The 24,027-nt window shown below is 68.3% G+C and carries 21 protein-coding genes and 1 riboswitch; of the genes, 10 read left to right on the top strand and 11 right to left on the bottom strand.

Features of this window, described 5'->3' with window-relative positions:
- Positions 1 to 36 precede the first annotated feature (36 nt).
- From ACQCX5_RS05455 to ACQCX5_RS05445, 3 genes are all read left to right on the top strand, one after another.
- Positions 37 to 699 (top strand): uridine kinase family protein, encoded by a 663-nt coding sequence (locus ACQCX5_RS05455; RefSeq protein WP_434541295.1) that lies wholly within the window; start codon positions 37 to 39, stop codon positions 697 to 699.
- 146 nt (positions 700 to 845) lie between these two features.
- Positions 846 to 2,048 (top strand): ATP-binding protein, encoded by a 1,203-nt coding sequence (locus ACQCX5_RS05450; RefSeq protein WP_434541000.1) that lies wholly within the window; start codon positions 846 to 848, stop codon positions 2,046 to 2,048.
- Positions 2,045 to 3,325, top strand: a complete 1,281-nt coding sequence (locus ACQCX5_RS05445) for a tetratricopeptide repeat protein (protein ID WP_434540999.1) — start codon at positions 2,045 to 2,047, stop codon at positions 3,323 to 3,325. The genes ACQCX5_RS05450 and ACQCX5_RS05445 overlap by 4 nt, the downstream gene beginning before the upstream one ends.
- 130 nt (positions 3,326 to 3,455) lie before the next feature.
- Here the strand turns inward: ACQCX5_RS05445 and ACQCX5_RS05440 are convergent, their stop codons facing one another.
- On the bottom strand, positions 3,456 to 4,757 hold the full coding sequence (locus ACQCX5_RS05440; protein ID WP_434540998.1) for a S1C family serine protease: 1,302 nt from the start codon (positions 4,755 to 4,757) through the stop codon (positions 3,456 to 3,458).
- Between the two features lie 246 nt (positions 4,758 to 5,003).
- On the opposite strand from ACQCX5_RS05440, the gene ACQCX5_RS05435 reads away from it, so the two are divergent.
- The gene (locus ACQCX5_RS05435) at positions 5,004 to 6,335 is read left to right on the top strand and encodes a hypothetical protein (RefSeq protein WP_434540997.1); all 1,332 of its coding nucleotides are present in this window, start codon (positions 5,004 to 5,006) and stop codon (positions 6,333 to 6,335) included.
- A 378-nt stretch (positions 6,336 to 6,713) separates the two neighbouring features.
- Positions 6,714 to 6,825: riboswitch (SAM riboswitch) on the bottom strand.
- Between the two features lie 28 nt (positions 6,826 to 6,853).
- Here ACQCX5_RS05435 and ACQCX5_RS05430 read toward each other — a convergent pair.
- The gene (locus ACQCX5_RS05430; protein ID WP_434540996.1) at positions 6,854 to 7,471 is read right to left on the bottom strand and encodes a MerR family transcriptional regulator; all 618 of its coding nucleotides are present in this window, start codon (positions 7,469 to 7,471) and stop codon (positions 6,854 to 6,856) included.
- A 73-nt stretch (positions 7,472 to 7,544) separates the two neighbouring features.
- Here ACQCX5_RS05430 and ACQCX5_RS05425 point away from each other — a divergent pair, with 73 nt between their 5' ends.
- Both ACQCX5_RS05425 and ACQCX5_RS05420 read left to right on the top strand, forming a co-directional pair.
- On the top strand, positions 7,545 to 8,090 hold the full coding sequence (locus ACQCX5_RS05425) for a DUF4188 domain-containing protein (protein ID WP_434540995.1): 546 nt from the start codon (positions 7,545 to 7,547) through the stop codon (positions 8,088 to 8,090).
- A 4-nt stretch (positions 8,091 to 8,094) separates the two neighbouring features.
- Complete coding sequence (locus tag ACQCX5_RS05420) at positions 8,095 to 8,562, top strand: OsmC family protein (RefSeq protein WP_434540994.1); 468 nt, start codon at positions 8,095 to 8,097, stop codon at positions 8,560 to 8,562.
- Here the strand turns inward: ACQCX5_RS05420 and ACQCX5_RS05415 are convergent.
- Both ACQCX5_RS05415 and ACQCX5_RS05410 read right to left on the bottom strand, forming a co-directional pair.
- Positions 8,501 to 10,384 carry a DUF2339 domain-containing protein gene (locus ACQCX5_RS05415; protein WP_434540993.1) on the bottom strand — a complete coding sequence of 628 codons (1,884 nt, stop codon included), beginning with the start codon at positions 10,382 to 10,384 and terminating at the stop codon, positions 8,501 to 8,503. The genes ACQCX5_RS05420 and ACQCX5_RS05415 overlap by 62 nt on opposite strands.
- Before the next feature lie 115 nt (positions 10,385 to 10,499).
- The gene (locus ACQCX5_RS05410) at positions 10,500 to 11,045 is read right to left on the bottom strand and encodes a dihydrofolate reductase family protein (protein WP_434540992.1); all 546 of its coding nucleotides are present in this window, start codon (positions 11,043 to 11,045) and stop codon (positions 10,500 to 10,502) included.
- 80 nt (positions 11,046 to 11,125) lie between these two features.
- Here ACQCX5_RS05410 and ACQCX5_RS05405 point away from each other — a divergent pair, with 80 nt between their 5' ends.
- Positions 11,126 to 11,728, top strand: coding sequence for a DNA-3-methyladenine glycosylase I (locus ACQCX5_RS05405; RefSeq protein WP_434540991.1), 603 nt, complete (start codon positions 11,126 to 11,128; stop codon positions 11,726 to 11,728).
- A 19-nt stretch (positions 11,729 to 11,747) separates the two neighbouring features.
- On the opposite strand, the gene ACQCX5_RS05400 is transcribed toward ACQCX5_RS05405, so the two are convergent.
- Complete coding sequence (locus ACQCX5_RS05400; protein WP_434540990.1) at positions 11,748 to 12,911, bottom strand: cytochrome P450; 1,164 nt, start codon at positions 12,909 to 12,911, stop codon at positions 11,748 to 11,750.
- Between the two features lie 269 nt (positions 12,912 to 13,180).
- Here ACQCX5_RS05400 and ACQCX5_RS05395 point away from each other — a divergent pair, with 269 nt between their 5' ends.
- Together ACQCX5_RS05395 and ACQCX5_RS05390 are read left to right on the top strand one after the other, a co-directional pair.
- On the top strand, positions 13,181 to 14,551 hold the full coding sequence (locus tag ACQCX5_RS05395; RefSeq protein WP_434540989.1) for an MFS transporter: 1,371 nt from the start codon (positions 13,181 to 13,183) through the stop codon (positions 14,549 to 14,551).
- 1 nt (position 14,552) lies between these two features.
- On the top strand, positions 14,553 to 14,975 hold the full coding sequence (locus ACQCX5_RS05390; protein ID WP_434540988.1) for a hypothetical protein: 423 nt from the start codon (positions 14,553 to 14,555) through the stop codon (positions 14,973 to 14,975).
- Between the two features lie 334 nt (positions 14,976 to 15,309).
- Here ACQCX5_RS05390 and ACQCX5_RS05385 read toward each other — a convergent pair whose 3' ends face one another.
- The 5 genes from ACQCX5_RS05385 to ACQCX5_RS05365 form a co-directional block, all read right to left on the bottom strand.
- Positions 15,310 to 15,921: an RNA polymerase sigma factor gene (locus ACQCX5_RS05385; protein ID WP_434540987.1), complete on the bottom strand. Its 612-nt coding sequence runs from the start codon at positions 15,919 to 15,921 to the stop codon at positions 15,310 to 15,312.
- A 248-nt stretch (positions 15,922 to 16,169) separates the two neighbouring features.
- Positions 16,170 to 18,593, bottom strand: a complete 2,424-nt coding sequence (locus ACQCX5_RS05380; RefSeq protein WP_434540986.1) for an ABC transporter permease — start codon at positions 18,591 to 18,593, stop codon at positions 16,170 to 16,172.
- Positions 18,593 to 19,468 (bottom strand): ABC transporter ATP-binding protein, encoded by an 876-nt coding sequence (locus ACQCX5_RS05375; RefSeq protein ID WP_434540985.1) that lies wholly within the window; start codon positions 19,466 to 19,468, stop codon positions 18,593 to 18,595. Before ACQCX5_RS05375 ends, ACQCX5_RS05380 begins: the two co-directional genes overlap by 1 nt.
- 162 nt (positions 19,469 to 19,630) lie before the next feature.
- Positions 19,631 to 20,302, bottom strand: a complete 672-nt coding sequence (locus ACQCX5_RS05370) for a response regulator transcription factor (protein WP_434540984.1) — start codon at positions 20,300 to 20,302, stop codon at positions 19,631 to 19,633.
- Positions 20,299 to 21,705 carry a sensor histidine kinase gene (locus ACQCX5_RS05365; RefSeq protein WP_434540983.1) on the bottom strand — a complete coding sequence of 469 codons (1,407 nt, stop codon included), beginning with the start codon at positions 21,703 to 21,705 and terminating at the stop codon, positions 20,299 to 20,301. Before ACQCX5_RS05365 ends, ACQCX5_RS05370 begins: the two co-directional genes overlap by 4 nt.
- A 138-nt stretch (positions 21,706 to 21,843) precedes the next feature.
- Between ACQCX5_RS05365 and ACQCX5_RS05360 the strand changes: the two genes are divergently transcribed.
- Positions 21,844 to 23,850 (top strand): hypothetical protein, encoded by a 2,007-nt coding sequence (locus tag ACQCX5_RS05360; RefSeq protein WP_434540982.1) that lies wholly within the window; start codon positions 21,844 to 21,846, stop codon positions 23,848 to 23,850.
- A gap of 30 nt (positions 23,851 to 23,880) precedes the next feature.
- On the opposite strand, the gene ACQCX5_RS05355 is transcribed toward ACQCX5_RS05360, so the two are convergent.
- Positions 23,881 to 24,015, bottom strand: coding sequence for a DLW-39 family protein (locus ACQCX5_RS05355; protein WP_434540981.1), 135 nt, complete (start codon positions 24,013 to 24,015; stop codon positions 23,881 to 23,883).
- Positions 24,016 to 24,027: the final 12 nt, after the last annotated feature.

The following is a 24,027-nucleotide window of genomic DNA, read 5'->3' as shown; positions in this document are numbered from 1 at the left end:
GCGTCCCGGCCGGCTGTCATTATCGTGGACGTGGCCATGATCGTTCCCGATGCTGAACCCGAGGCCGGGCCCTGGGCTGCCTGGTCGATCCCGCAGCTGGTCGACCATCTCATGCCGACCGTTCGTCCGAGTGGTCGTCCCGTCGTCATCGCCGTGGACGGCCGCAGCGCCTCGGGCAAGTCGACGCTGGCGGCCGTCCTCGAGGCGGCGATTCCGGGGGCTGCGGTCGTCCACACCGACGACGTTGCCTGGCACGAGCCGCACTTCGCGTGGGGGCACCTGCTGCGCGACGGCGTGCTGCAGCCGTTGGCCCAGGGCCGCCCGGTGGACTTCACACCGCCGGCATGGCGACCCCACGGGCGCGCGGGGTCCATGCGGCTACCGGCCGGGCTCGCCGCAGTGATCGTCGAGGGTGTCGGCGCGTCCCAAGAAGCGGTCGCGGGGCTGGTCGACGGGGCCATCTGGGTGCAGTCCGACGAGGACGAGGCCCGGCGCCGCGGCATCGAGCGCGACCTCGCCACGGGCGTCAACGGTGACCGCGAGCAGGCGATTGCCTTCTGGGACGAGTGGATGGCCCACGAGGTGGGGTTCCTGGCGGCCGACCGTCCCTGGCAACGCGCAGACCTGGTCGTGGCGGGCACTCCAGCGATCGATCTGGCCCCGGCAGAGGTGGCCGTCGCCCGGGGGAATCGCCGGTGAGCGGTTCCCGCTGACCCCCTCAGCCGCGTGCCCAGCGATGCCGAACCGTTCGACTACCAACGGTTCGGCACCGCGAACCCAGCACGCCCACTGACCCGGATACCCTTGTAGGCTTCCCCGCAGCCAACGGGAGGGACGCACATCACATGGCCGACGACCTGGATTTCCTTGGGGTGATCGAGCACGAGGTGCGGGCCGACCCCACCAACCTGGCCCTGCGTGAGGACTTCGTGACGCTGCTGCTGGGCTCCGACCCGGACCGGGCCGCCCACGAGCTCGACGAGTTCGAAGCCGCCGGCGCCGACCCTGCGCGAGTGCGCGTGCTGCGGGCCCGGTTGATGGCCGCACGGATGCGCAAGGGCGAGCCACTGACGCCGGCAGCGCCCACCCCAGAACCCACCCCGGTCCCAGCTCCCTCCGACGCCGACCCCGACACCGACCCGGACGACCCCGTCACCGTCGACAATCGCTGGGACACCCAGCGCCCCCGCATCACCCTCGCCGACGTCGCGGGCTTGCATGAGGTCAAGCAGCACCTCGACCTCACCTTCCTGGCGCCGCTGCGTAACCCTGAACTGGCCGCCGCGTTCGGCCAGCGTCCGGGTGGTTCGCTGCTGATGTGCGGCCCGCCCGGGTGCGGCAAGACCTTTCTGGCCAAGGCCATCGCGGGTGACCTGGGGGCGTCGTTCATGCACGTCACCCTCGCCGACCTGTTGAGCCAGTGGCTCGGCGAGTCCGAGAAGGCGATCCAGAGTGTGTTCCGGCACGCGCGTGCCGCGTCCCCGTGTGTGATCTTTCTGGACGAGTTCGACGCGCTCGGCGGGCGCAGGACCTCGGGCGGCGGCGGCTCGAAGGCCACCCGGATGATGCTGACCCAGCTGCTCGAAGAGCTCGACGGTGTGGCCAGCGACAACGACGGCGTGTACTTTCTGACCGCCACGAACCGGCCCTGGGACATCGACCCCGCCCTGCGCCGCCCCGGACGCATCGACAAGACCGTACTGGTGCTGCCCCCCGATGCCCCGGCACGCGCGGGCATCCTGGCCGGTGCGCTCAGGGGCAAGCCCGCCGAGGTCGACGTGCACGCCGTCGCCGCGGCGACTGACGGCTTCTCGGGCGCCGACATCGCCCAGCTGGCCAAGGCCAGCCTGCAGCAGTCAATGTCGGCGTCGATGGCTGCAGGCGCCATCGTCCCGGTGACCACCGAGGCGGCGCTCGCCGTCGCACAGACGATCACGCCGTCGACCGCGACCTGGTTCGACCAGGTGGCGCCGGTGCTCGAATACGGCGTCGACGACGGCACCTTTGACCAGTTGCGTGCCTACCGGGTGAAGCATGGAATGCGATGAGTGACATGACTGAACGGATCACCGACCCCGCCGAGCGCGACGCGGAACTGGCTTGGGAGCTGTACGAGGCCCAGCCGACCCATCCCGAGATTCCGCGGCTCGCGATGAGGGTGCTGCTCGCCCAACCCGGACGCAGCGGCATGCGCATCCTGCTCGCGCGCTGGCACGATGCCCGCGGTGAAGTCGACGAGGCGCGCAAGGTGCTGCACGACCTGGTCGGTCTGCATGACCAGCAGTTCGTCAACGCCGTCCGCGAACTGCGAGACCTCGAGGCGCATGAGCGCAACTACGACCAGGCGCTGCACTGGGCCCGGCTGGTGCTGCGACGCGAACCGGACGGCTGGTTCGACCACATGCGCCTGGCCGTGCTGGTCGCGATGGCTGACGACCTTGAGACCGGCTGGGACATGATGGACGAAGCCGTGGCCATGTGCGCGCGGACGGCCGCCGATGCGATGCCCGGCGCGCTCACCTACCGGGCGCTGCACCTGCTGATCACGTTCGCGCCGGTACCCCGGTTCCTCGAAGCGGCCCGCCCGGCGTTCGAGGCGGATCCGGGCAGTGAGTTCCTGGCCCACGCCATGGCCTATGCCTACATGCACGAGTACCGCTTCGACGACGCCGAGGCGCACCTGTTGGGCATGCTGCGCATTGACCCCACCGATGAGGTGGCACCGCCGCTGCTGAACATGATCCGCACGATCATGGACTCGCTCGATGAGCATGAGGTGTCGGTCGACCTGCTGCGCGAGCAGGGCCTCATGGAATTCAGTTGGAAGTCGTTGCGCGCCAACGAATCGGGCACCTCGCTCGCGCATGCCCTGGCCGCGCTGGACGACGTGATGCCGGCCGAACTGCGGGCCGTGCTGCGCCCGCCGGCACCTGCCGAGATCGCGGCGGAATCCGGCGGTGACAGGGACATCGCTCTCTGGCGTGACGGCCAGCAGCCGGGCACGGGGGCGCTGTGGGGTGCCGATGAGCCGTTCCGGTTGCTGTCAGTGGCCGAGATCGCCGAGATGGATGCTGCGATCGAGGCCGACCCGGCGGCATTCCCGCACTGGGATGCCGAGGAGTCGTACTTCTCGCAGCTGCTGACCGATGACGCAGGGGCGTACCTGATCGAGGGACCGCACGGGTGTCTGTACCGGCGCGGGCCCGAGGGTGATGTCGAGCTGGCGCCGAGCGCGTCCGACTGGTTCTGGGACCGGGTGGTGGCGTTCGGCGGGGCGGACCCGCGGCCAGTGGCGCTGCGGGGGCAGGGGGCGGCGGGCGCCTGACCCGCCGGCGCCGTCCCGTCCCGTTTCACCACGTAGCTGGCGTTGTTCGACATGGCTGGCGCTCTAGGGACCAGCTGGGTCGAAGAGCGCCAGCCAGGTGGGCGTGGCGACTGGGGGACGCCCCCCCGCATCACTTGTTCGCATCACCCAGCGTCACGCTCACACTCGTCGGGCTGGACGAGCCGCTGCGATAGACCGTCAGCTGCACGGTGTTGCCCACCTGCATCGACCGGATGACCCCGATCAGCGCCGCCGCAGAGGCCACGCGTTCGTTGTCGACCGCGGTCACCACATCACCGGCCTGCAGTTTGCCCTCGGCCGCTCCACCGGACTGCAGCTGGGCCACCTTCGCCCCGGTCAGCGCGGTGCTGCCCAGGTCTGCGGTGCCGTCGGTCACCGCGATGCCCAGCGCTGCGTGCGCGGCGCGTCCAGAAGAAATCAACTGGTCGACCACCGACGCAACCTGCGCGGTCGGGATCGCGAAGCCGATGCCGATGCTTCCCGACTGGGACTGGCCCTGGCTGAGCGTCGCGATGCTGGAGTTGATGCCCACCAGGCTGCCGTCCGCATCGACGAGCGCGCCGCCCGAGTTGCCCGGGTTGATCGCGGCGCTGGTCTGCAGGGCGAGGGTGACGCTGGCGGTCGAGCCGGCCTCACCCGAGCTGACGACCGGGCGGTCGACGGCGCTGATGATGCCGGTGGTGACGGTTCCGGAGAGTCCCAGCGGATTGCCGATCGCCATCACCGGGTCACCGACCTTGGGTTCGGTCTTCTGCTGGGTGATGGGCGTGAGGTCCTTGGGCGGGTTCTCGAGCTGGATGACCGCGAGGTCGGTCACCGGGTCGGTCGCGACGACCTTGGCGGCATAGGTGACCTGGTCGGCCATGGTCACCTCGACGGTGGTCGCCCCCGAGACGACGTGGTTGTTGGTGACGATGTGGCCGGCGGTGTCCCAGACCACGCCGGAGCCCGCCCCGCTGCCCTGCTGGGTCGTGACATTGATCGAGACGACGCTGGCCGAGACGTTGGCGGCAATGGTGGTCCAGTCGGGGTCGGCGGTCTTGGTGCCCCCGTCGACGGCGACCTTCTGGGTGACGACGGCGGTGGTGGTGCCTGTGGCTGACGACGAGGTGCGGTCGAGGACGAGCGTGGTGCCGCCCACGGCGAGCGCAGCGGCGAGGACTGCGGCGACGGCGATGTCGGTGATGCGGCGGAGGGGTTTGGGGGATTTGGTGGGTGTGGTCGTTTGGGTTGTGGCGGGTTGCTGCTGGACGAACGGCTGCTGGTTCATCGAGTAGCTGGTGGGTGCGGCCGCGGGCCAGGCGTGCTGGGTGTTGGGGGCGACGAAATGGGGCGGCAGCGGTTGGTTGGGCTGCTGGTTCGGCTGGTTCTGGTGGTTGGGCTGCTGGTTCGGGTACTCGTTGGTGCTCATCGCACTGCCTTTCTGGTGCGGGGCCAGGGTGGTGAGGAGGTCCCGGAAGAGGTGACAGTTCGAGTCTGGGCCGGCAGTTGGTGAGGGGGCTGTCTGTTGGCTGTGAGCTGGCTGTGAGGGGGGAGAGGGCTGGATAACCACGGGCAGGCAAGGTTGCTGTCTCGAACGGGCTGTACGTTGTGTCCAGCAAGCCGCGACGCCGCGGGTGGCCCGAAGAAGTGGACGACCATGGATCATGGGATCGAATTGGTGAGTGACGGCGATGGCATCGCTGTCGTCGGCAACCCGCAGGATGTGGACCGGTTCCTGCTCGAGTCAGGCTTGGACAAGAGCCCCAGCCGTGAACTGGACGTGCAGCGATTGCGATCGTTCGCTGCCACGGGTGGCGCAGCGGTGCAGGTTGGTGCCGACATTGCCGCGAACTCTGGACGGTGGGTGAAGCTGACGACCGATTCCGCGAGGGCGGTGAACAAGTTCGGGCTGATGCCCACGAAGACGCCCGGCGTCAGCCACGCGATGATCGGCAAGCCCGGTGACATCCAGCAGTGGATCCAGATTGCACGGACGCCCACTGTTCTTCTTCAAGGGCCCTTCGCGTTCGCGGCCATCTCGACCATGATGCAGCAGCAGGCGATGCAGCAGCAGATGGACGCAATTGTCGAGTACCTGCAGGAGATCAACGAGAAGGTCGACGACATCCTGCGGAACCAGAAGGATGCGGTGCTGGCCGACCTCATCGGTGTCGACCTCATCATCGAGGACGCCCTGCTGGTCCGCGACCAGGTGGGTCGCGTGTCCGATGTGACCTGGTCCAAGGTTCAGGGTGCCAGCATGTCGCTGGCGCGCACCCAGGGGTATGCCGTGCGTCAGCTGGACGGAATCGCCGAGAAACTCGCCAAGCATGCTGACCTCGGCGACGTCGCCAAGGCCACGCGGGAGGCCGAGCCCCAGGTGCGTGAATGGCTGGCGGTACTGGCGCGGACATTCCAGTTGCTGGACGGGGCCGCGGTCATTGAACTCGACCGAGTGCTGGATGCCGCGCCGGAGGAGCTGGACAACCATCGGTTGGGGCTCATCGCAGTCCGTGAGAACCGGCTGGAGGTGATCGGACGGAGCACCGAGAGGTTGCTTCTGCAGATGGACGAGACGGTCAAACGGGCAAACTCCAAGGTGCTGTTCAACCCGTTCAACTCTCCGGCAGCGGTCAAGTCCAGCAACAGCGTTGCTTCTGGAGTACTGGAGTTCCGCGGCAAGCTGGGCATTGAGTCCGGCCACGAGGCGAGTGACGCGAGGCGGTGGGGCCAGGCAGCGGGTGAGGTGCGAGACAGGATGCTCGCATCCGCAGCCGACGCCCGCGAGCGCGCGTCCGACGTCTTCCGGGCGGTGGACACTGACGGCGACGGCGTCCCCGACAAGCGGCGGATCACCGCGGCAGCGGATGAGGCGGGCGCAGCGATTGCCGATGCTGCGAGCGGTGTCGCTGGGGCGTTTGGGTCGCTGTTCAAGCGGAGGGAGACGGCGGGGCCCAATGCGGCTGCGGAGGATGCGGCGCCTCAGCAGGATGCAACTGACTCGTAACACCGTTGAAGAGCTGATCTGAGGACCGAATCACCTCGCGAGAGGTCATTATCTGCAGAACAATCGCGGCGGATTTGCAGATCGCGACCTCTCGATGCCGGTCGAACGGGTTCCAGACCTCCTGCCGCTACTCGCCCGCCCTCCTGTGCACGATGTCGTACCGCACATTCGGATCCAGCGTGCCTTCCCGCCCCATCCGCTCGTACTCCTCCCATGTCGTCTCGACATGGGGATGCGCATTTCGGCAGTTCAGCTTGTAGCGGTTGTAGGCCGCGGCCCATCTGCGCCGGTCTGCTTCTGTGCTGTCCGGCTCAACTTTCCCGGGTGCTGCGCGGTGGATGACATGGAGGGCTCCTCAAGCTTCAGGCCTCGCTGGCGCAAGACCGCTTGACGAAGGCATCTGCCTCGGCCGGGTCTTCCTCGGAGGGCACCGGAGCGATCACCGGTTGCCGCGCGACCACTCCGGGGGTTCCGGCCGCGACTCTTGACCCGAAACCCAGTCTGCCGCCGACCACCCCTCAGCCCACCGACTTCGGCCCGAACCTCTCCGTCGACGCCACCTGTTCGGCCACCCGCCGCAGCGCCAGCAGCAGCGGTTCCACCAGCACCGAGCCCAGCACCACATACCGCACCGCCGCCTCCGCCGAGTCCGTGGGAATCCCCGCGATCTCCGCCCGCGCGATCCGCTGCATCGCGTCCACATAGGCCGCCATCACCTCGGCCGGCACCTCGAACCCCGCCCGGTCCAGCCCCACCAGGGCCTGCGCCACCCCGGCCAGCACCGCGTCATCACATGCCCCCGGCTGCCACCCCAGCCGCGCCACCACCTGTTCGGCCGCACCCAGGTCAAGGTCCTCGTCCACTCGCGGGGTGACCGCAGCGTGAGCCTGGCCGATCAGGTCGCTGGGTTTCTCGGACGGATCATCCAGCGCGGCCAATAGCTTGCGTGTCTCGGCGATGCTGACGCCCGACTCGATCAGTGCCCGGATCACCCGCAGCCGCCGCACGTGCACCTCGCCATACGACGCCTGCGTCGGCGAGGTGTGCTCGCCGGCTGGCAACAGGTTCTCGCGCAGGTAGTACTTGATCGTCGCCGCGGGCACACCCGACGTGGCGGCCAGTTCCGAAATTCTCATCCCACTCCTCTTGACATTGGATAGTAGCGCTCTCCAGTATGGATAGCGTCACTATCGAATGAGAGGCGACACCATGCCCACTGTCCACACGTCCCGCATGACCCACCAGCACACCGGCGAGCTCGTCGTCTTCCACATCGGCATGCAGGTCAACCACTGGTGGCGGCCCGACCTCTGGCTGCCCGTGGCCGCCGCCATGCCACGCATGCTGCGCGAACTGGCCACCGACCCCGACTCCGGTTTCCTGGGCTTCGAACTGCTGCTGGGCCGCGGCGGTCCCTACGTCGTGCAGTACTGGGACTCGGTCGACAAGCTCTACGACTACGCCTCTGACACCGGCCAGCCGCACAGGCCCGCCTGGCGACGCTTCAACACCGCCCTGCGCAAGGCACCCGGAGCCGTCGGCGTCTGGCACGAAACCTTCCGGGTCGCCAGCGCCGAAAGCATCTACGTCTCGACGCGCAAGATGGGACTCGCCGCCGCCACTGAACTCGTCCCGGTCACCGCACGCCATGACCGTGCCGTTGATCGTTTCGAGGGCGGGCAGACCGCGGCTGGGGTCGTCCCCACAACAACCGAGGACGCCGCTGACGCGCCCGCGGCCACGGTGGCAGGCTGAGGCCATGGCCACCCACACCTACTCGCTGTCCCTCACCTGGACCGGAAACACAGGCTCGGGCACGTCCGGCTACCGCAGCTATTCGCGCGACGTGCTCGCCCGCAGCGACGGCCGGCCCGACCTCGAACTGTCGGCCGACAAGCCCTTTCGCGGTGACCCTGGCCGCTGGAACCCCGAAGTGCTGCTGCTCGCCGCCCTGAGCGAATGCCACATGCTGTCGCTGCTGCACGTGGCGGTGATGCACGGGGTCACGGTCACGGCGTACGACGACGAACCCCAGGGCTGGCTCGAGCAGGAGGGGATCGGCGGGCACTTCACGCGGGTGCTGCTGCGGCCGCGGGTCACCGTGACCGACCCCGACCATGTGCCCCTAATGCCCGGGCTGCACGATGAGGCTGCAGCGGCGTGCTTCATCGGGGCTTCGGTGAACTTCCCGGTGGACCATGAAGCGCAGACGGTGGTCGAGGCGTAACCCCGTCCGCCGCCGCCTTCGCCCGTTCCAACGCCTTCGCATAGCCAATGCCCAGCCCCAGCAACAGCAGCCCGACAACGACAAATGCCGCGCCGCGCCAGATGCCGTCGAGCGCCGCGAGGTCATACAAGAACAGCTTCGCCACCGCGACCGCCGCCAGTCCCAGCGCCAGCTTGACGCCCAAGTCGGCATGCTCGGCACGCTTCAACCCGCGCACGAGCAGAATCGCCGCCGCCAGCATCCAGACGATGGTGCCGATGGCATGACCCGAGGTGAACCCCGCGTCCTCGTCCCCGATCGAACGGCCCACGCCCACGCCCGTGGCAACGGACGCGAGCATCAACCCCAACAGGCCGAGCAATACGGCGAGCACCAGGCTGGCGCTCCGCGCCGACTGCATGCGGGCCAGGCGTGAGACCGTCCACAGCGCCGAGCCGGCCCATACCGCCGCCAACAACCCCGTGACCAGCACCGGAACCCATGGCTGGTCGGCCATGTCGTCGCGTGAGAACGAGCTCAGCAACAGGGGCAGCAGGCTGAGCAGTCCCGTGGCCGAGAGAACGGCCCCGGCACCGGCGACCGGCTCGGCCCGCAACACGCCTGCGACAAGCACGAACACCGTCGCGGCGGCCAGCAGCGTCGCCGCTGGGTAGTCCCATGAACCGGGCAGCCGGGTCACCAGCACCAGCACCGCCAACGTCGGGGTGACCATCGTCGCCCAGCCGAACCCGTCGCCGTCGGTGCGGTCGCGGGGCGTCAGCACGAACGCCGCGAACCCGATCACCACCGCGACCAGCAACAACACGACCGCCGTGGCGGTGCCGTGGTCCCAGGCGACGGCCAGCCACGGCAAGCCGGATGCGATCGCGGCGACCACTCCCGAGGCGGTGGCCCGGCGTCTGCGCGCGTCGGCGACCGAGAACCCGATGCCGGCCAGGTAGAACGCCGCACAGACGACGGTGAGCAGCAACGCTTCGTGGGGGCGAGTGCCGAACGCGCTCGTGGCAGTCAGCAGGACGAAGCCCGCGGTGACGAAATTGACGACGCCCAGACGGGGCCAGGTGCGCAGGTGGGCCGGGGCCAGCCCGACGGCCATGATGACGACGAACGCCGCGGCCAGGCCGGGCGACTGCGCCAACGGGAACGCCAACAACCCGATGGCGACCACCTGGATGATGGCCATTTGTTCGCTCTGCCATTTCACGGCGGTGGCGATGCCGGCGATGGCGACGACACCGGCTAGCGCCAGCCCCACCGGCGTGCTGACCCAGTGGTACAGCTGCGTGATGGCCAACACCACCAGGTACAGGCCGGCGTGACCGGTGGCAGCCAGAGCGACCGCGCTGCCACCCGATCGTCCGGCCCGGCGCTCGGTCGCCCGCAACCGCCAGGCCAGCGCGACCAACCCGACCGACAGTGCGGTGCCCAGGACGACCCGCAGCGTCGGCGTGAACCAGTTCTGCTGCACGGCGAGCACGAGCAGCAGCACCAGTCCGATCAGGGTGACGATGGCGCCGGCGATGCCGAGCACCCGGACGATCGTGGACTCCCGCTGCCACCAGGCCACGAGCGCGCTGGGCGGCTGGGTGGGTGGCGGCAGCTGTGGACGCATCACCGGCACGGCCTGGGCGACGGGGGTGGGTGCGGCGGGGGTGGGGGCTGCGACTGGACCCGTCACCGGCTGCCTGGGCGGTGCCGGGCTTTGCTGCCCCATCTGCAACTCGAGCTGGTTCAACCCCTGGCCCACCCGGTCGATCGTCTGCTTGGCGCTGGCCAGCTCGGCCTTGAGCCGCCGGATCTCGTCGATGTGGGGTGAGCTCATGCGTCCATACTGCTGGAGCGGCGGTTCTTCGCGGGCTCTGTACAGCTCTTCACCAAGCTCTATACCAAGCTCTATACCTCGAAAGAGTATGCATAGAGCTGTGAGCAAGCTGGCCTCAGCGGTCCTCCAACAGCCTGCCCGCCACCCGGTACCTCGCCGTCACGAACCCGGCATTGCGGCCGGTCTCGAGCAGTTCGAGTTCGAGCCTGCGGGGCAGCAGTAGCCGGCCGGCGCCCAACACCACCGGGGCGATGCTGACCACGATCTCGTCCAGCAGGCCCTCGTCCGCGAACTGGCCGGCGAGGTCACCGCCGCCGACCACCCAGAGCTGCTTGTCGCCGGCCGCGGCGGCCATCTCGTCGTAGACCTGGCGCACGGACCCCTGGCTGAACCGCACGTCGGCACCGGGGGGAGCGGCGAGGTCGCGATGGGTCAGCACCCACGTGGGCATGGTGTATTCCCAGTTGTCAGGGTCGTGTTGGCGCACCCATTCATAGGTGGTCGCACCCATCACGATCGCGCCGATGTCTCGAATGAAATCGCCGTAGTTGGCGCTGCCGTGTTCGTCGAGGTCCTGGCGCAGCAGCCATGCCAGCGAGTCGTGCTGATCGGCCAGGAAGCCGTCGAGCGTGGTGGCGGTGTAGTAGGTCAAGGTGGCCATGTGCCATCCTGCCTCGTGACTGGCGCGGGGCCTGTGGATAACTCGGCGGAGATGTCAGAGTGCACACGTACTGTGTGCGCATGACCTCAACTGCTGGTATCCCCTCTGACGTCGCCGCCGACATCACAGCCGGACCCGACGACGTGCCACGCTGCCCCTGGGTGGGCGCTGACCCCGACTACATCCGCTACCACGACCAGGAATGGGGCAGGCCCCTGCACGGCGACCGGCCCCTGTTCGAGAAGATCGCACTCGAGGGTTTCCAGGCCGGGCTGTCGTGGCTGACAATCCTGCGCAAGCGGCCGCGGTTCCGTGAGGTGTTCGCCGGGTTCGACCCGGCGGTGGTGGCACGTTTCGACGAGGACGACATCAGCCGGCTCATGGGTGATGCCGGCATCATCCGCAACCGCGCGAAGATCGAGGCGACGATCACCAACGCCCGACTGGTCGACGAGATGGACGACGGCGCCCTCGACGAGCTGGTCTGGTCATTCGCGCCCGAGCACCATGAACGGCCACGCGAGCTGGCGGACTTCCTGACCGAGACGTCCGAATCGAAGGCACTCAGCAAAGAGTTGCGTCGGCGGGGGTTCAAGTTCGTCGGGCCCACGACAATGCATGCGTTGATGCAGTCGGCGGGGTTGATCGACGACCACCTGGCGGGGTGTTTCCGGGCGGCGTGACAGGTTCGTTGTGACCAGGCTAGTTCAGGATGACCGGTGAGTCGGCCCAGCCGCCCACCGGGTGCACCTCGCGTTCGCCCGAGACCTCGGCGAGGGTGATCGAGGTGGTGCCGGCCACCAGCGCGCGGGTGGCCACGCGCAACTCGATGGTCGAGAGCAGCCGTCCGGGGCAGGCGTGGCGTCCCAGGCCGTAGACCAGGTTGCGGTGGGCATTGCCGACGGGGTCGAACACGTCCGGGTCGCCGAACACTGTCTCGTCGCGGTTCGCCGAGGTCCAGTTCAGCTTCACCCGGGCGCCCTCGGGCAGGTCGACGCCGCCGATCGTGACCGGGCAGGTGGTGATGCGCCGGTTGGTGACGAAGGGGTCGTCGATGCGCAGCATCTCGTCGATCATGGCGTCGAGCTCGGCATCACTGACGCCCGACCGCACCCGGCTCTGCAGCGCGGCGTCGCCGGCCAGGTGGTGCGCGATGACCCCGACACACAGGGCGATGGAGCCAAGGTCACCACCAGTCCAGTTGCGCAACACCGAGACGAGCTCTTCATCGCTCAGCGCTCGTCCATGCACCCCATCGCGCCGCACGTGGGTGCGCATCAGGTCGCTGGTCACGTCGTCGCCGGTGACCCCGCCATGCGACGAGCGGCGGGCATCGACCACCCCACGGATCAGCGCGTCGAACTGCTCGGCCACCTCGGCCAGGTGCGTCCCGTCGCCCGACCTGGAGGCCTCGTGGTTGCTCTGCACCCACTCGACCAGGGTCTGCTCGAGTTCGGGCCCCCAGCCGAGCCAGGCACTCTGGGCCCGCACGGCGAAGCGGGCGCCGATGGTGTCGACGGCGTCCACGGCCTCACCGCGGGGCAGGGTGGCGACCAGATCGGTGGCGATGTCGGCGAAGGTCGGCTCGAACGGGGCCAGCGCCTCGGCCGACAGGAACGGGTCGAGCGCGGCCCGGAAGGCCGTGTGCTCGTCGCCATCAAGCCCGTTGGGCACCTGCAGAAACCGCGAGACCGCCGACGAGAACCGTTCGTCATCGAGGGCGATGGCACTGACGTCCTCGTGCTTCAGGAACACCCATTCACCGCGTGCGTTCTTCACCACCGCATGGTCACGGCGCAGTTCGTCGGTGAACTCGCGCAGGTCGCGTCCATCGGGTGAGACGTCTTCGGGAATGTGTCCGGTCACGGGTTCCTCCAGCGGCGTGGTGGGGATGGTTGGGATGGGTGCTGACCATCCCATCATGTCGCCGACGGCGGCTGGCCGCCAGAGGTGGGAATACGGCGCCCGGTGCCCCCCGCAGGCGTCGTCCAGGGGTCATGCGGCATCAGACCGTGGTCCACAGTCGCGGACGAATCACCCGGTGACGTCCCTGAGAGAACACCGACCGGCCGTGCGGCTGGATATTCTGGATCAGGCCCGCGCACAGGCAGGGCCCCTGACAGAGGGAGCCGTTGGTGGAGCTGTGGCACAGTCTCAAGCGGCTGGGGCGTCATCCCCAGTTCCGCAAGATCATGGCCGTGCGCATCACCACCCAGGCTGCTGATGGCACATTGCAGGTCGGCATGGCCAGCTATGTGCTGTTCTCTCCCGAGGAGCAGCCCAACGCCCTGGCCATTGCCGCGGTGCTCGCCATCACCCTGCTGCCGTTCTCGGTGATCGGCCCGTTCGTCTCGGTGGTGCTCGACCGGTGGCCGCGCCAGCGGGTGCTCGCCATCACCGATGCGATCCGCGGCGTCATCGCACTGGCACTGGCCGCGCTGGTCATCACTGGCAGCCGTGCCTTCGAGGTGCAGGCCACCATGATGGTGCTGCTGCTCATCGCGATGAGCCTCAACAGGTTCTTGATGGCGGCGCTGACCGCGGGCCTGCCCTACACGATTGACAAGGGCGAATACCTCACCGCAAGCTCGGTGATGCCGATGATCGGGCCACTCGGTGTGCTGATTGGCGGTGCCATCGCGGCGGGGTTCCGGCTGGGGCTGTCGCCGCACTGGATCTCGGCCTACCAGGCCGACGCCCTCGTCTTCGTCGCCGCCTTCGTGTTGTTCGCCCTGGCCGTGGCCCTGTCGATGCGGTTCACCAAGCACGAACTCGGCCCTGACCCCGATGAGGTGCACGACGTCAGCACCCGTGAGGTCATCACCGGTCTGCGCATGGGCATGCGGCACCTGTCCGAGCAGGGCCCCACTGCGCTTGGCCTGCTCGTGATCTTCTTGCAGCGCCTGGCCTTCGGGCTCATCAGCGTCGGCATGATCCTCGGCTACCGCAACACGTTCCACGAGGTCAGCAATGTCAACGCTGCCCTGGCCGACATCGGCCTGTGGGCCGGAGCCACCGGACTCGGGTTCATGCTTTCGTCCGTGCTGGTGCCGCCCATTGCCCACAAGATCGGCGTGCGCAAGACCGTCATCGTGCTGCTGGTGGCCAGCGGTCTTGCCCAGATCTTCCCCGGGTCGATCTTCGAGCGCATCCCGCTGCTGGTCGGCGGTTTCCTGATCGGGTTGTTCGCCCAGGCGATCAAGGTCTGCATCGACACGGTGGTGCAGGCCCACGTCGACGACCGCTACAAGGGCCGCATTTTCGTGATCTACGACATGCTGTTCAACGCCGCAATGGTGGTGGCGGCGTTCATCGCCGTGGTGCTGCTGCCGCCCGGCGGGTTCGACGTCGTGGTGTTCGTCGGCGTCGGCGTGTTCTACCTGCTGCTGGCCGGGTTCTTCTGGTGGCGCTCGAATGCGTACGGCGACGAGGACTTCAACCGCGGCACCCAGATCGGCGCCGCCGCCGAGCCCATGCTGGCCGACGCTGTGGCCGACCACCGCTGACATGGGCGACTCGACACCACCCCCGGACGCCGCTGCCCGGCGACGCGAGGACGCCGCACTGCGCGCGCGGCTGCACCAGGGCCAGGCGTTGCACGAGTCGGCCCGGGCACAGAAACTCGTGGATGAGTTCGTGGCCGAAGCCCGCCGCCGCGCCATTGCCACCCAGCCGCTGGTGGCGTCGACCCTGGACGGGCACACCGTGAAGACGGACAAGGTGGGGTGGTACATCCGCGCCAACCGGTCGGTGGCGGTGGGTGATGACGGCCAGTACTACGTGCTGACGGTGCCGGCGGGGTTCATGGCCCGGCTGCGCGGGGTGAAGCTCGAGCCGAGCCCGCCCCCGCTGGTGGTCGGCCGCGGTGGACGCGACGGCGATTCGGGCGACCTGTCGACCTTTCTGGCCTGGCGCCTCGAACAGGGCTGAGCCGGTACGAGCCCGGCCAACCCCACCTGGCTGGCGTTAATCGACGTGGCTGGCGCTCTAGACGCCAGCCACGTCGAACAACGCCAGCTACGTGGTGGGTAAGGGGCCCAGAAATGCACCAAGGGGCTGCTGGTCACCCCCAGCAACCCCCCGGGCGATCTTGGGCCACATCCGGAATCGCCTCGTCGCGATGATCCTCGTGTACTTGTTCAGACAGTATCAGGGTATTTTTAGGATTGGTGCAAGTCCGTGCGTGTCGAAGAAGCCAGGTGCTGCGCAGTTGAGGCGCATCCCACACCCTCACCGCTCCCGGGAACTGCCCTCACCCAGCCCCTCACCAGCCCATCGCCACCAGCTCTCCCCGGTGTTCGCGCAGCATCCTGATGGCCCGGCTGCATCGGTAGCGCACCATGTCGTGGCTGGTCCCGACCTGTGCCGCCGTCTCGCGCCCCGAATACCCGGCCAGGTAGACCCGGTCGAGCACCTCACGGGTCGGCGCATCAATCAACCGCAAGGACGACGCCTGGTCGAGCACCTGTTTCGCCTCGTCGCGCGCCGGTCGGTGGCGGTTGATGTCGGGCCCCCACATGGCGGGGTCGGGGTGGGGCAGCACCGTCGGGTCCCACCGGGTCACCCGGTCGCGGGTCAGGTGCTTCAACGTGTCGAGCAGCAGGTTCGTGAGCACCTGGTTGCGCCGCTCGAGGTTGAACCCGCTGACCACGAACCACGCCGCCGACACGAATGCCCCCAGCGACGAATGCACACTCGTCCGGGCCATGGATGCCAGCCCGAACGCCATCGCCGCCAGCACCTCTTCACCAGCGCGGTCGTCCCCGGCTTGGACTCGTCCGAGCAACACCACCAGCGTGTCGTCGTCAACAGGCACTGACCGTTCGGGGCGGGTCAGGCGGGCCAACAGCAGGCGGTCATCAGCGGTGATCGGCATGCCCCCAGTCCACTGCGGGGGCGTTGTCCCGGGTGTCGTCCGAAACCCGTCAGGTGTTGTCCGTCGTCGGCCGGGTGTTGTCCGTGCGCAGCCATGCAGCAGACCAACCCACCACCCCGGCCCAGCAACGTGCATCGACCGGGCGAAAAAGGCCCCCAAGAGGCCCTTTTCGCCCGGTCGATGCACATTGCTGGGTGACCGGCCCGACACCGGCCCGACACCGGCCACCGGCCACCCAGCTCGCAACCTCAGTCGATCGCCAGCGCCTCGGTCGGGCTGGCCAGCGCCGCCCGCCGCCCCGGCAGGATCGACGCCAGCCCGGCACAGACCACCGCGACCCCGAGCAGGATCAGCGTCTGCCAGATGTTGATCGAGAACTTCAGGTCGGACAGTGGCAGGTCGATCGCCCGGAACAACCCACTCAACCCCAGCCACGCCAGCCCGGCCCCACCGACCAGACCCACCAGCGTGCCGGTGATGGCCAGCAGCACCGCCTCGATCAGCAGCATGTAGCGCAGCGATCCACGCTTCATGCCCAGCGCCCGCAACAGCGCCGATTCGCGACGCCGTTCGATCACCGACAGGCCCAGCGTGTTGGCCACACCGACCAGCGCGATCACCACGGCCACACCCAACAGGGCCGTCACGACCGCCAGCAGGATGTCGAGGATCGTGTTGACCAGGTCGGCAATCAGCGCGCCGCCGCCCATCATGACCATCTCACCGCTGGTGAACAGGGGCAGCAGTTCCTGCTGCATCTCGGCCACCTGGCCCGTGTCCTTGACCTTGATCCAGTAGCCGTAGACCTCAGGCGTGGCGACCAGCTTCTGCATGGTCGCCTGCGAGACCAGCGCCTGGCCGCTCATCACGTCGCCGAAGCGCTTGACGGTCAGCGTGACCGTGGTGCCGTCCTTGCCTGTCAGCGTGAGCTTCGACCCCTCGGACGGGCCACTGCCCACGAAGACGGTGTCGTCGGTCACGGCCGGCATCTTGGGGGCGGCAGCCGACAACTTGTCATCAGCGGCCAGCACTGCCACGTCGCCGAACGAGTCGGAGGTCACCATGCCACCACTCAGCGCGGTGATCTGGTCGATGTTCTGCATCTTCTTGACCAGCGCCTGGTGTTCGGGCTTCATCGGCGTCATGGTCGCCAGCGTCATGTCGACCGGGAACTGTTCCTCGATCATGTTGACGAACGTGCCGCGCACGGTTGACGTGCCGACCTGCAGCCCGACGATCAGGCCCATCGCGAGCATCAGCGCCAGCGCCGTCGCACCAGCACGCTGCGGGTTGCGGGCCGAGTTCATCACTGCGAGCCGCGCCGTGGGCCCCGTCCAGCTGACCGACCGGCCGAGCAGTCGCAGCAGCGTGGGCACGTACAACGATGCCGAGAACAGCACCGACACGATCAGGAAGAACGAGGCCCCACCGGCGAACCACAGCGCCTGTGCCCGCGGGCCGACGAACGTGAGCACCGCCAGCACCACACCGATCGCGAACATCGCCGCCATCACGATGGCCCGCACACCCGAGGCCTTGCGCTGCTTGTCGGCCGAGAGCACCGGCTGCAGTGCCTCGAGCGGGCTCACGGTGGTCGTCTTCTGGATCGGGATGTAGGCCGCAGCCACCGTCACCAGCGTGCCGACGCCGAACGCGATCAGCAGCCAGAACCACGGGAACCCGACGCCGAACTGGATCGAACCCGTGTACCACGACCCCGCCATGGCCACCAGGTAGCCGAGCACGATGCCGAACAGCGACCCGATCATGCCCAGCAGCAGCGCCTCGCCCAGGAACATCCGTTGCACCTGGTCGGACGATGCACCCACCGCACGCAACAGGCCGATCTGGCGGCGACGCTGCGTGATGAGGATGGTGAACGTGTTGGCGATGATGATCATGCCGACGACGATCGCGATGAACTGGAACACACCGAAGATGTAGCGGAACACCTCGACGCCACCGGCCAGCTGGTTGATGGACTCCTCCATCGCCGCGGCGGCCGTCTGGGCCTGGTAGCCGGGCACGGCCGCGTTGAGGTCGGCCACCACCTTGTCGATGTCGGCGCCGTCGGTGATGTTGGCCGACCAGCCGGCCGGTGAACCGCCGCCTTCCTGTGACGTGAAGAACTCCGGCCCCGCATAGGCATAGACGTTCAGCCTGGTGGTGGGGTCGTCCGAGATGCCCACCACCCGCATCGGCTGGCCCTGGGCATAGATGGTGTCGCCCACCTTGGCGTCCAGGTCACCGGCGACCTGCTTGGTCAGCGTCAGTTCGTCGGCCTTCTGCGCCCAGGCACCCTCGGTGATCTTCGACCAGCGGAAACCCTCGGCCGGTGTGGAGATCACGACGATGCTGGCCGCCTGACCGCCGGGCTTGCTCATGCTCAGCCCGCTGACATAGGTGGCATCGACGGCCTCGATCCCGTCGACGGCCTTGATCTTGTCGGCCACCTGCTGCGCGTCGGTGCCCGGTTCGCCGGACAGGTCAGGCTGCACCACGATGTCGCTCGCCGAGTACTGGATCGAGCCCTGCTTGGCGATAGCGCTCTGCTCCGTGGCCAGGAACACGGCCGCCCCGGCGATGAATGCCACGCTGATCGCGATCGCAATCAGCGTCGCTACCACCCGCCCGGGGTGGTAGCGCACTTCCTTCCACGCGTTCTTCAGCATCACGCCTCCAGGCGGTTCATCGCGGCGTTGACCGAGTCGACGGTCGGGTTCGCGATGTCGTCCACGATCTGCCCGTCAACGAGGACGAGCGCGCGGTCTGCATAGGCGGCGGCCTTGGGGTCGTGGGTGACCATGATGATCGACTGCCCCAGCTGGCGCACGGAATTCTGCAGGTAGCCCAGCAGCTGCGTGCTGGTGCGGGTGTCGAGGGCCCCGGTCGGCTCGTCGGCGAAGATCACCTCGGGACGGGTGATCATGGCCCGCGCGATGGCGACGCGCTGCTGCTGGCCGCCCGACAGCTCGGACGGGCGGTGGCTCAGGCGATCAGCCAGCCCGAGCGAATCGACGATCTGGGTGAACAACTGCTCGTCGACCTTCTTGCCGGCCAGATCGAGCGGCAGCACGATGTTCTGGCGTGCGGTCAGCGTCGGCAGCAGGTTGAATGCCTGGAAGACGAAACCGACCTTGTCGCGGCGGGTGATGGTGAGCCTGGCGTCGTGCATGGTCGAGAGCTCTTCACCGGCCAGGAAGACCCGGCCCGCCGTGATGCGGTCGAGGCCCGCGAGGGTGTGCATCAGCGTCGACTTGCCCGACCCCGAGGGGCCCATGATCGCGGTGAACGACCCGCGCTTGAACCGGACGTTGACCCGGTTGAGGGCCACCACCTGGGCGGTGCCCTCGCCATAGACCTTGACGAGGTCGACGGCTTCGGCGACAGGCGGCTCTGACTGTGCGGGCTGCCCCGGGGTCATGCCCTGGGCCACCTGCTGGCTGGGGGAGGGGTAGGGGGCGAATCCCTGGTCAGCCTGACCAGCCTGATCGGCTGGGGCAGGGCCGGCGGGCGCCTGCTGGGTCTGCGGGGGTGCGTCGGTCATGGGGGCAGCCTCTCGTGTGCGGCGATGTCGCTGCCAGCCTATTTCGCGGCCCGGTTCACCGTCGTCGGCCATCCGGCGGAGATGTGCCGGCCTGTGGGTCATCCCACAGGTGGACCCCGGACCGACCCGCGATCAGGGTCGGACCGGGGTCGTCCCGAGGCGTCAGCGCCCGGTCAGGCCCACCTCGTGGGCGAACAGCACCAGCCCCACCCGGTCACGGCTCTGCAGCTTCGACAACAACCTGCCGATGTGGGTCTTGACCGTGCCCTCTGCCATGAACAACCGCGCCGAGATCTCGGCATTGGTGGCACCCTGGGCGATTTCGACCAGCACCTCGCGCTCCCTGTCGGTCAGCAGCGCCAGCCGCTCGTCCTCGACACCGGGCTTGTTCGGCAGGATCGGCACGACATGTTCCAGCAGCCTCCGGGTGGCCGAGGGGGCGACCACGGCGTCACCGGCCGCCACATTGCGGATCGCGCTCAGCAGGTCGTCCGGGCGGGCGTCCTTGAGCAGGAACCCCGACGCACCCGCCTTGAGCGCCGCGAACACGTACTCGTCGAGGTCGAACGTGGTCAGCACCAGCACCTTCGTGGGCAGGCTCGAGCCGACGATCCGCCGGGTGGCCTCGACCCCGTCCATGACCGGCATGCGGATGTCCATGAGGGCGACATCGACCGTGGTGCGGCGCAGCAGGTCGAGCGCCTCGGCACCGTCGCTGGCCTCACCGACGACCTCCATGTCGTCCTCGGAATCGATCAGCATGCGGAACCCGCTGCGCACCAGCGACTGGTCGTCAACCAGCAGCACCCGGATCGCGCCGGACTGTTCACTCATGATTCCTCCAGGCGTGGGTCACGGGGAATGGGGATGGGTGGGTTCTGAGCATACGGCGGGCGGTAGGGCACCGACCGCGAGGGCGGGGTTCCCACTGGACGGGCGGGCGCCCCTGAATCGTCGCCCCGGGGGGGCGCCCCCCGCTGCTGGCGGCCCGTCACAGGTCGGAAGGGGAACGTCGCCCGCACGATGAAACCGCGCTGGTCAGGGCCGGTGCCACCCTGGCGCGGGTGGGCCTCGAGGGTGCCACCCATGGCCTGCACGCGTTCGTGCATGCCGCGCAGTCCATGGCCCACGCCGTCCGAACTCGCGCCCGCACCCAGCCCGTCGTCGACGACGCTCAGCGTGACGCGTTCGCCCTCGTAGCGCAGCTCGACCTGGCAGCGGGCATCGGGCCCGGCGTGCTTGAGAAAGTTGGTGACGCCCTCCTGGGCGATGCGATAGATGGTCAGCTGCAGTGCCTGCGACAGCGGCGGCGCCATGCCGACCTGTTCGAACGAGACCCGCTCGCCGGCCCGCTCGACCATCGCGGCGATGTCGCCGACACGCGGTGCCGGGGCCCAGTCGGCGGCACCGGCTCCGGAATCGGGGCCGGCGCGCAGCACCCCCAGCAGCCGACGCATCTCGGTGAGCGCCTCGCGCCCCGTCTCGGCGATCGTGGTGAGCACCTCGGCGGCGGCCTCAGGCTTCTTCGTGGCCATGGCGCGACCGCCCTCGGCCTGCACGATCATCACCGAGACCGAATGCGCCACGATGTCGTGCAATTCGCGGGCGATCTGGTTGCGGGTGTCGATCTCGGCCATGCGCACGGCCTGTTCCCGGTTGCGGATGGCCGCCAGGTACTGCTCCTGCTGGGCGCGCATGCGCTGTTCCTTCACCAGCTCGGCGTCGCGGATGCGTCGTCCGAACGCATACGGCGTGACGACCAGGCCGGCGCAGACGATCACGAACAACACCAGGGCGGTGACATCGCCGCCATAGGTCATGTCGTAGTCGGGCGGCCTCAACCCCGGGAACCAACTGACCGGGCCCAGCACCGACGCCGCGAACCCGATCACGAGCACGAGCCGGGGTCGTCCCTCGACCCAGCGGGCATAGGAATACACGGCGATCGGGATCACGACCAGGAACAGCGTCGGCCAACTGACCGTGAGCATCTGGACGATGCCGGCGATGGTGACGATGGTGAGCATGCGGCGCGGATTGCGGCGGCGCCACAGCAGGCCCATCACCATGGCCTCGCCGGTCAGGTAGGCCGCGATCGCCCCCGGGATTCCGGCCGCGACCGCCAGCAGGTGTGGCACACCCAGCACCATGGCCATGACCACCACAACGATCGCGTTCGTGCGGAACGCGGTGTGGTCGTCCGCCAGGTCGTGCGGCGGGGCTGCGGGAAAACTCATCCGCTCCAGCGTAGTTCGGGGGGCAGGGGCACAGGTCAGACGCGAGTCTGAAGTTCGCCTGCAGACATCGGAGCGGCGTCGGGCACATGCTGCGGACACCCCCGCATGTGGACGGTTCTGGGCATTAGCTTGGGCACAATGAACGCCGCTACCCCCGGCGATGCGGGTGATGGCCCCTTCGTCACTCCGGACGACGCGACCGTGGTCGCGCCGGGGCGGGGTGCGCCCGCGTCCGGGCCGGCGGGTGGCGCCGCACGGCTGCCCCGTCGCCCGGCGACGCCGTCCGGGTGGGGGTACCGGTCGCTGGTCGCGCAACTGGACACCAGTTCGCTGCACCGTGTGTGGCTGCAGCAGATGGTCGACTTCGTCAACGCGCGCCTCGACCTGTCTGACCACCGCATGATCGTGCTGCTCAAACTCATGCTGACCGGCGAGGACATCATGCCGGAAGCCCAGCGCGAGTCGATCAAGAACGCCATCCTGGGGTTTCGCTACGGCATGCAGGAACCCGGCCGTGACGGCATGTGCACGTGGACCGAGAACCACCAGCTGATCTTTGCCACCGCCGAATACCTGGCGGGCCAGCTGTACCCCGACGAGCACTTCGACAACGACCACCGCAGGGGCTCGGTCAAGAAGGCCCACGCCCACGCCCGGCTGCTGCGCTGGCTCGATGACCGCTTTCACCACGGTTTCAGCGAATGGTTGTCGAACACCTATTACGAGATCATGGCCTGCGGCCTGGTGATGCTCGTCGACCACGCCGAGGACGAGGACCTTGCCACGCGCGCGGCCATGGTGCTCGACCTGCTGATGCTCGACCTGGCGCTGCACCGTTTCGAGGGGCATTTCCATGCCAGCGGCGGCCGGGTCTATCGCAACCAGAAGATGAGCGCGACGGCCGCCGAGGTGGCCGTGATCGTGAACTCTGCGTTCGGCACGCCCACCCGCTTCAACCACGACGAGCTTGCCGGTGTGTTCGTGGCCCGCGAGAAGTACCGGGTGCCCGAAGTGGTGCTCGAGATCGCATCGGCGTCAGGGGCCAGGCAGATTCGCACGAGCCAGGGACGCGACGTCGCCGAGGCCCTGGCCGATGTGCAGCGCGAACTGGGCGACGCCCCCGACGAGGTCAGGTTCACCGAGCAGCTGTACACGGCGTGGGGGCAGCAGGCCTATGTCACCCCCGAAACCATCGAGTTGACCCTGAAGGGGCTCGGGCGGTTCCGGCTCGAACAGAACCGCTTTCTGAGCCCCTTGAACCGGTTCGCGACCATCAGGTCACCGGCGCTGCAGCGGGCCACCGTCAAGGCGCTGAACCCGATCACCCAGGGCACGGCCCTGCACCGGGCCAATGTCTTCACCTACCGCACCCCCAACTATTTGATCTCGAGTGCCCAGCACTACCGACCGGGTGAGTTCGGTGACCAGCAGCACCTGTGGCATGCGGCATTCCCGGGCGACATTTGTGTGTTCTCGACCCACCCCGGGACGACGCAACTCACCGGCGAGGCTCGTCCAGCGTCGCCGTCGGCCTGGGTGGGCAACGGCGTCAACCCCGACATCGGGCAATTCAACAATGTCGTGCTGGTGCTGCACGACCTGCGCACCAGGCGCGGTTACCTCGAGGGACGTCGGCACGAGCTGAGCCACATGTACATGCCGCTGGTGAAGTTCGACGAGACCACGGTGCTGCCGCACGTGGTCGCCGGGCGCACCGGCACGTCGATGATCGGCGTCGTCGCGGTGGAACGCATTGAACTGGTGAGCCAGACCGAACTGGTGCAGCGTGGGCTGGTCACCGGGTGGGCCGTGGTGGCCAGCGACCTGAGCGAATTCAGCTCATTGGCGGCATTCGTGGCGGAACTGAAGAAGGCGACGCTGCAACGGGTGCGCGGCGGCATGGTGTTCACGATGCGGCACATCAACACCACCGACACCGTGCCTCGTCCACACACCTACCGACTGAAGTGGCGCGATGCGTTCACCGTCGACGGGGTGATGCAGAACCACCACTACTGGCGCCACGACAACGACTGGGTCAGCGCGGCGCGCGGGGCCGACCGCGTGGTGGTCGAAGGCCGCGACCGTGAACTCGTGCTCGAGTGGACGGCGGGGACGAGGGTGGAACAGCCGCTGACCGGGTGAGTGGTGGTGGGTGGTGAGTGGTGGTGGCAGCTACTCGAGCGGGTCGGTCGCCCCGGCCCAGAGCTCGGCCTCGGCCTCGGCGCGACTGACCTCGCGGCGGGCCAGGGCGGCCATCACCAGGGCGAGCGCTGCGGCGGCGATCAGCAGGATGCGGCGGAAGGACATGGTGGGGGTTCC

The organism is Aestuariimicrobium sp. G57, assembly GCF_050110855.1.
GTDB lineage: Bacteria > Actinomycetota > Actinomycetes > Propionibacteriales > Propionibacteriaceae > Aestuariimicrobium.
Note: the sequence above shows the minus strand (reverse complement) of the source record. Positions and strands in the feature narration are given on the sequence as shown.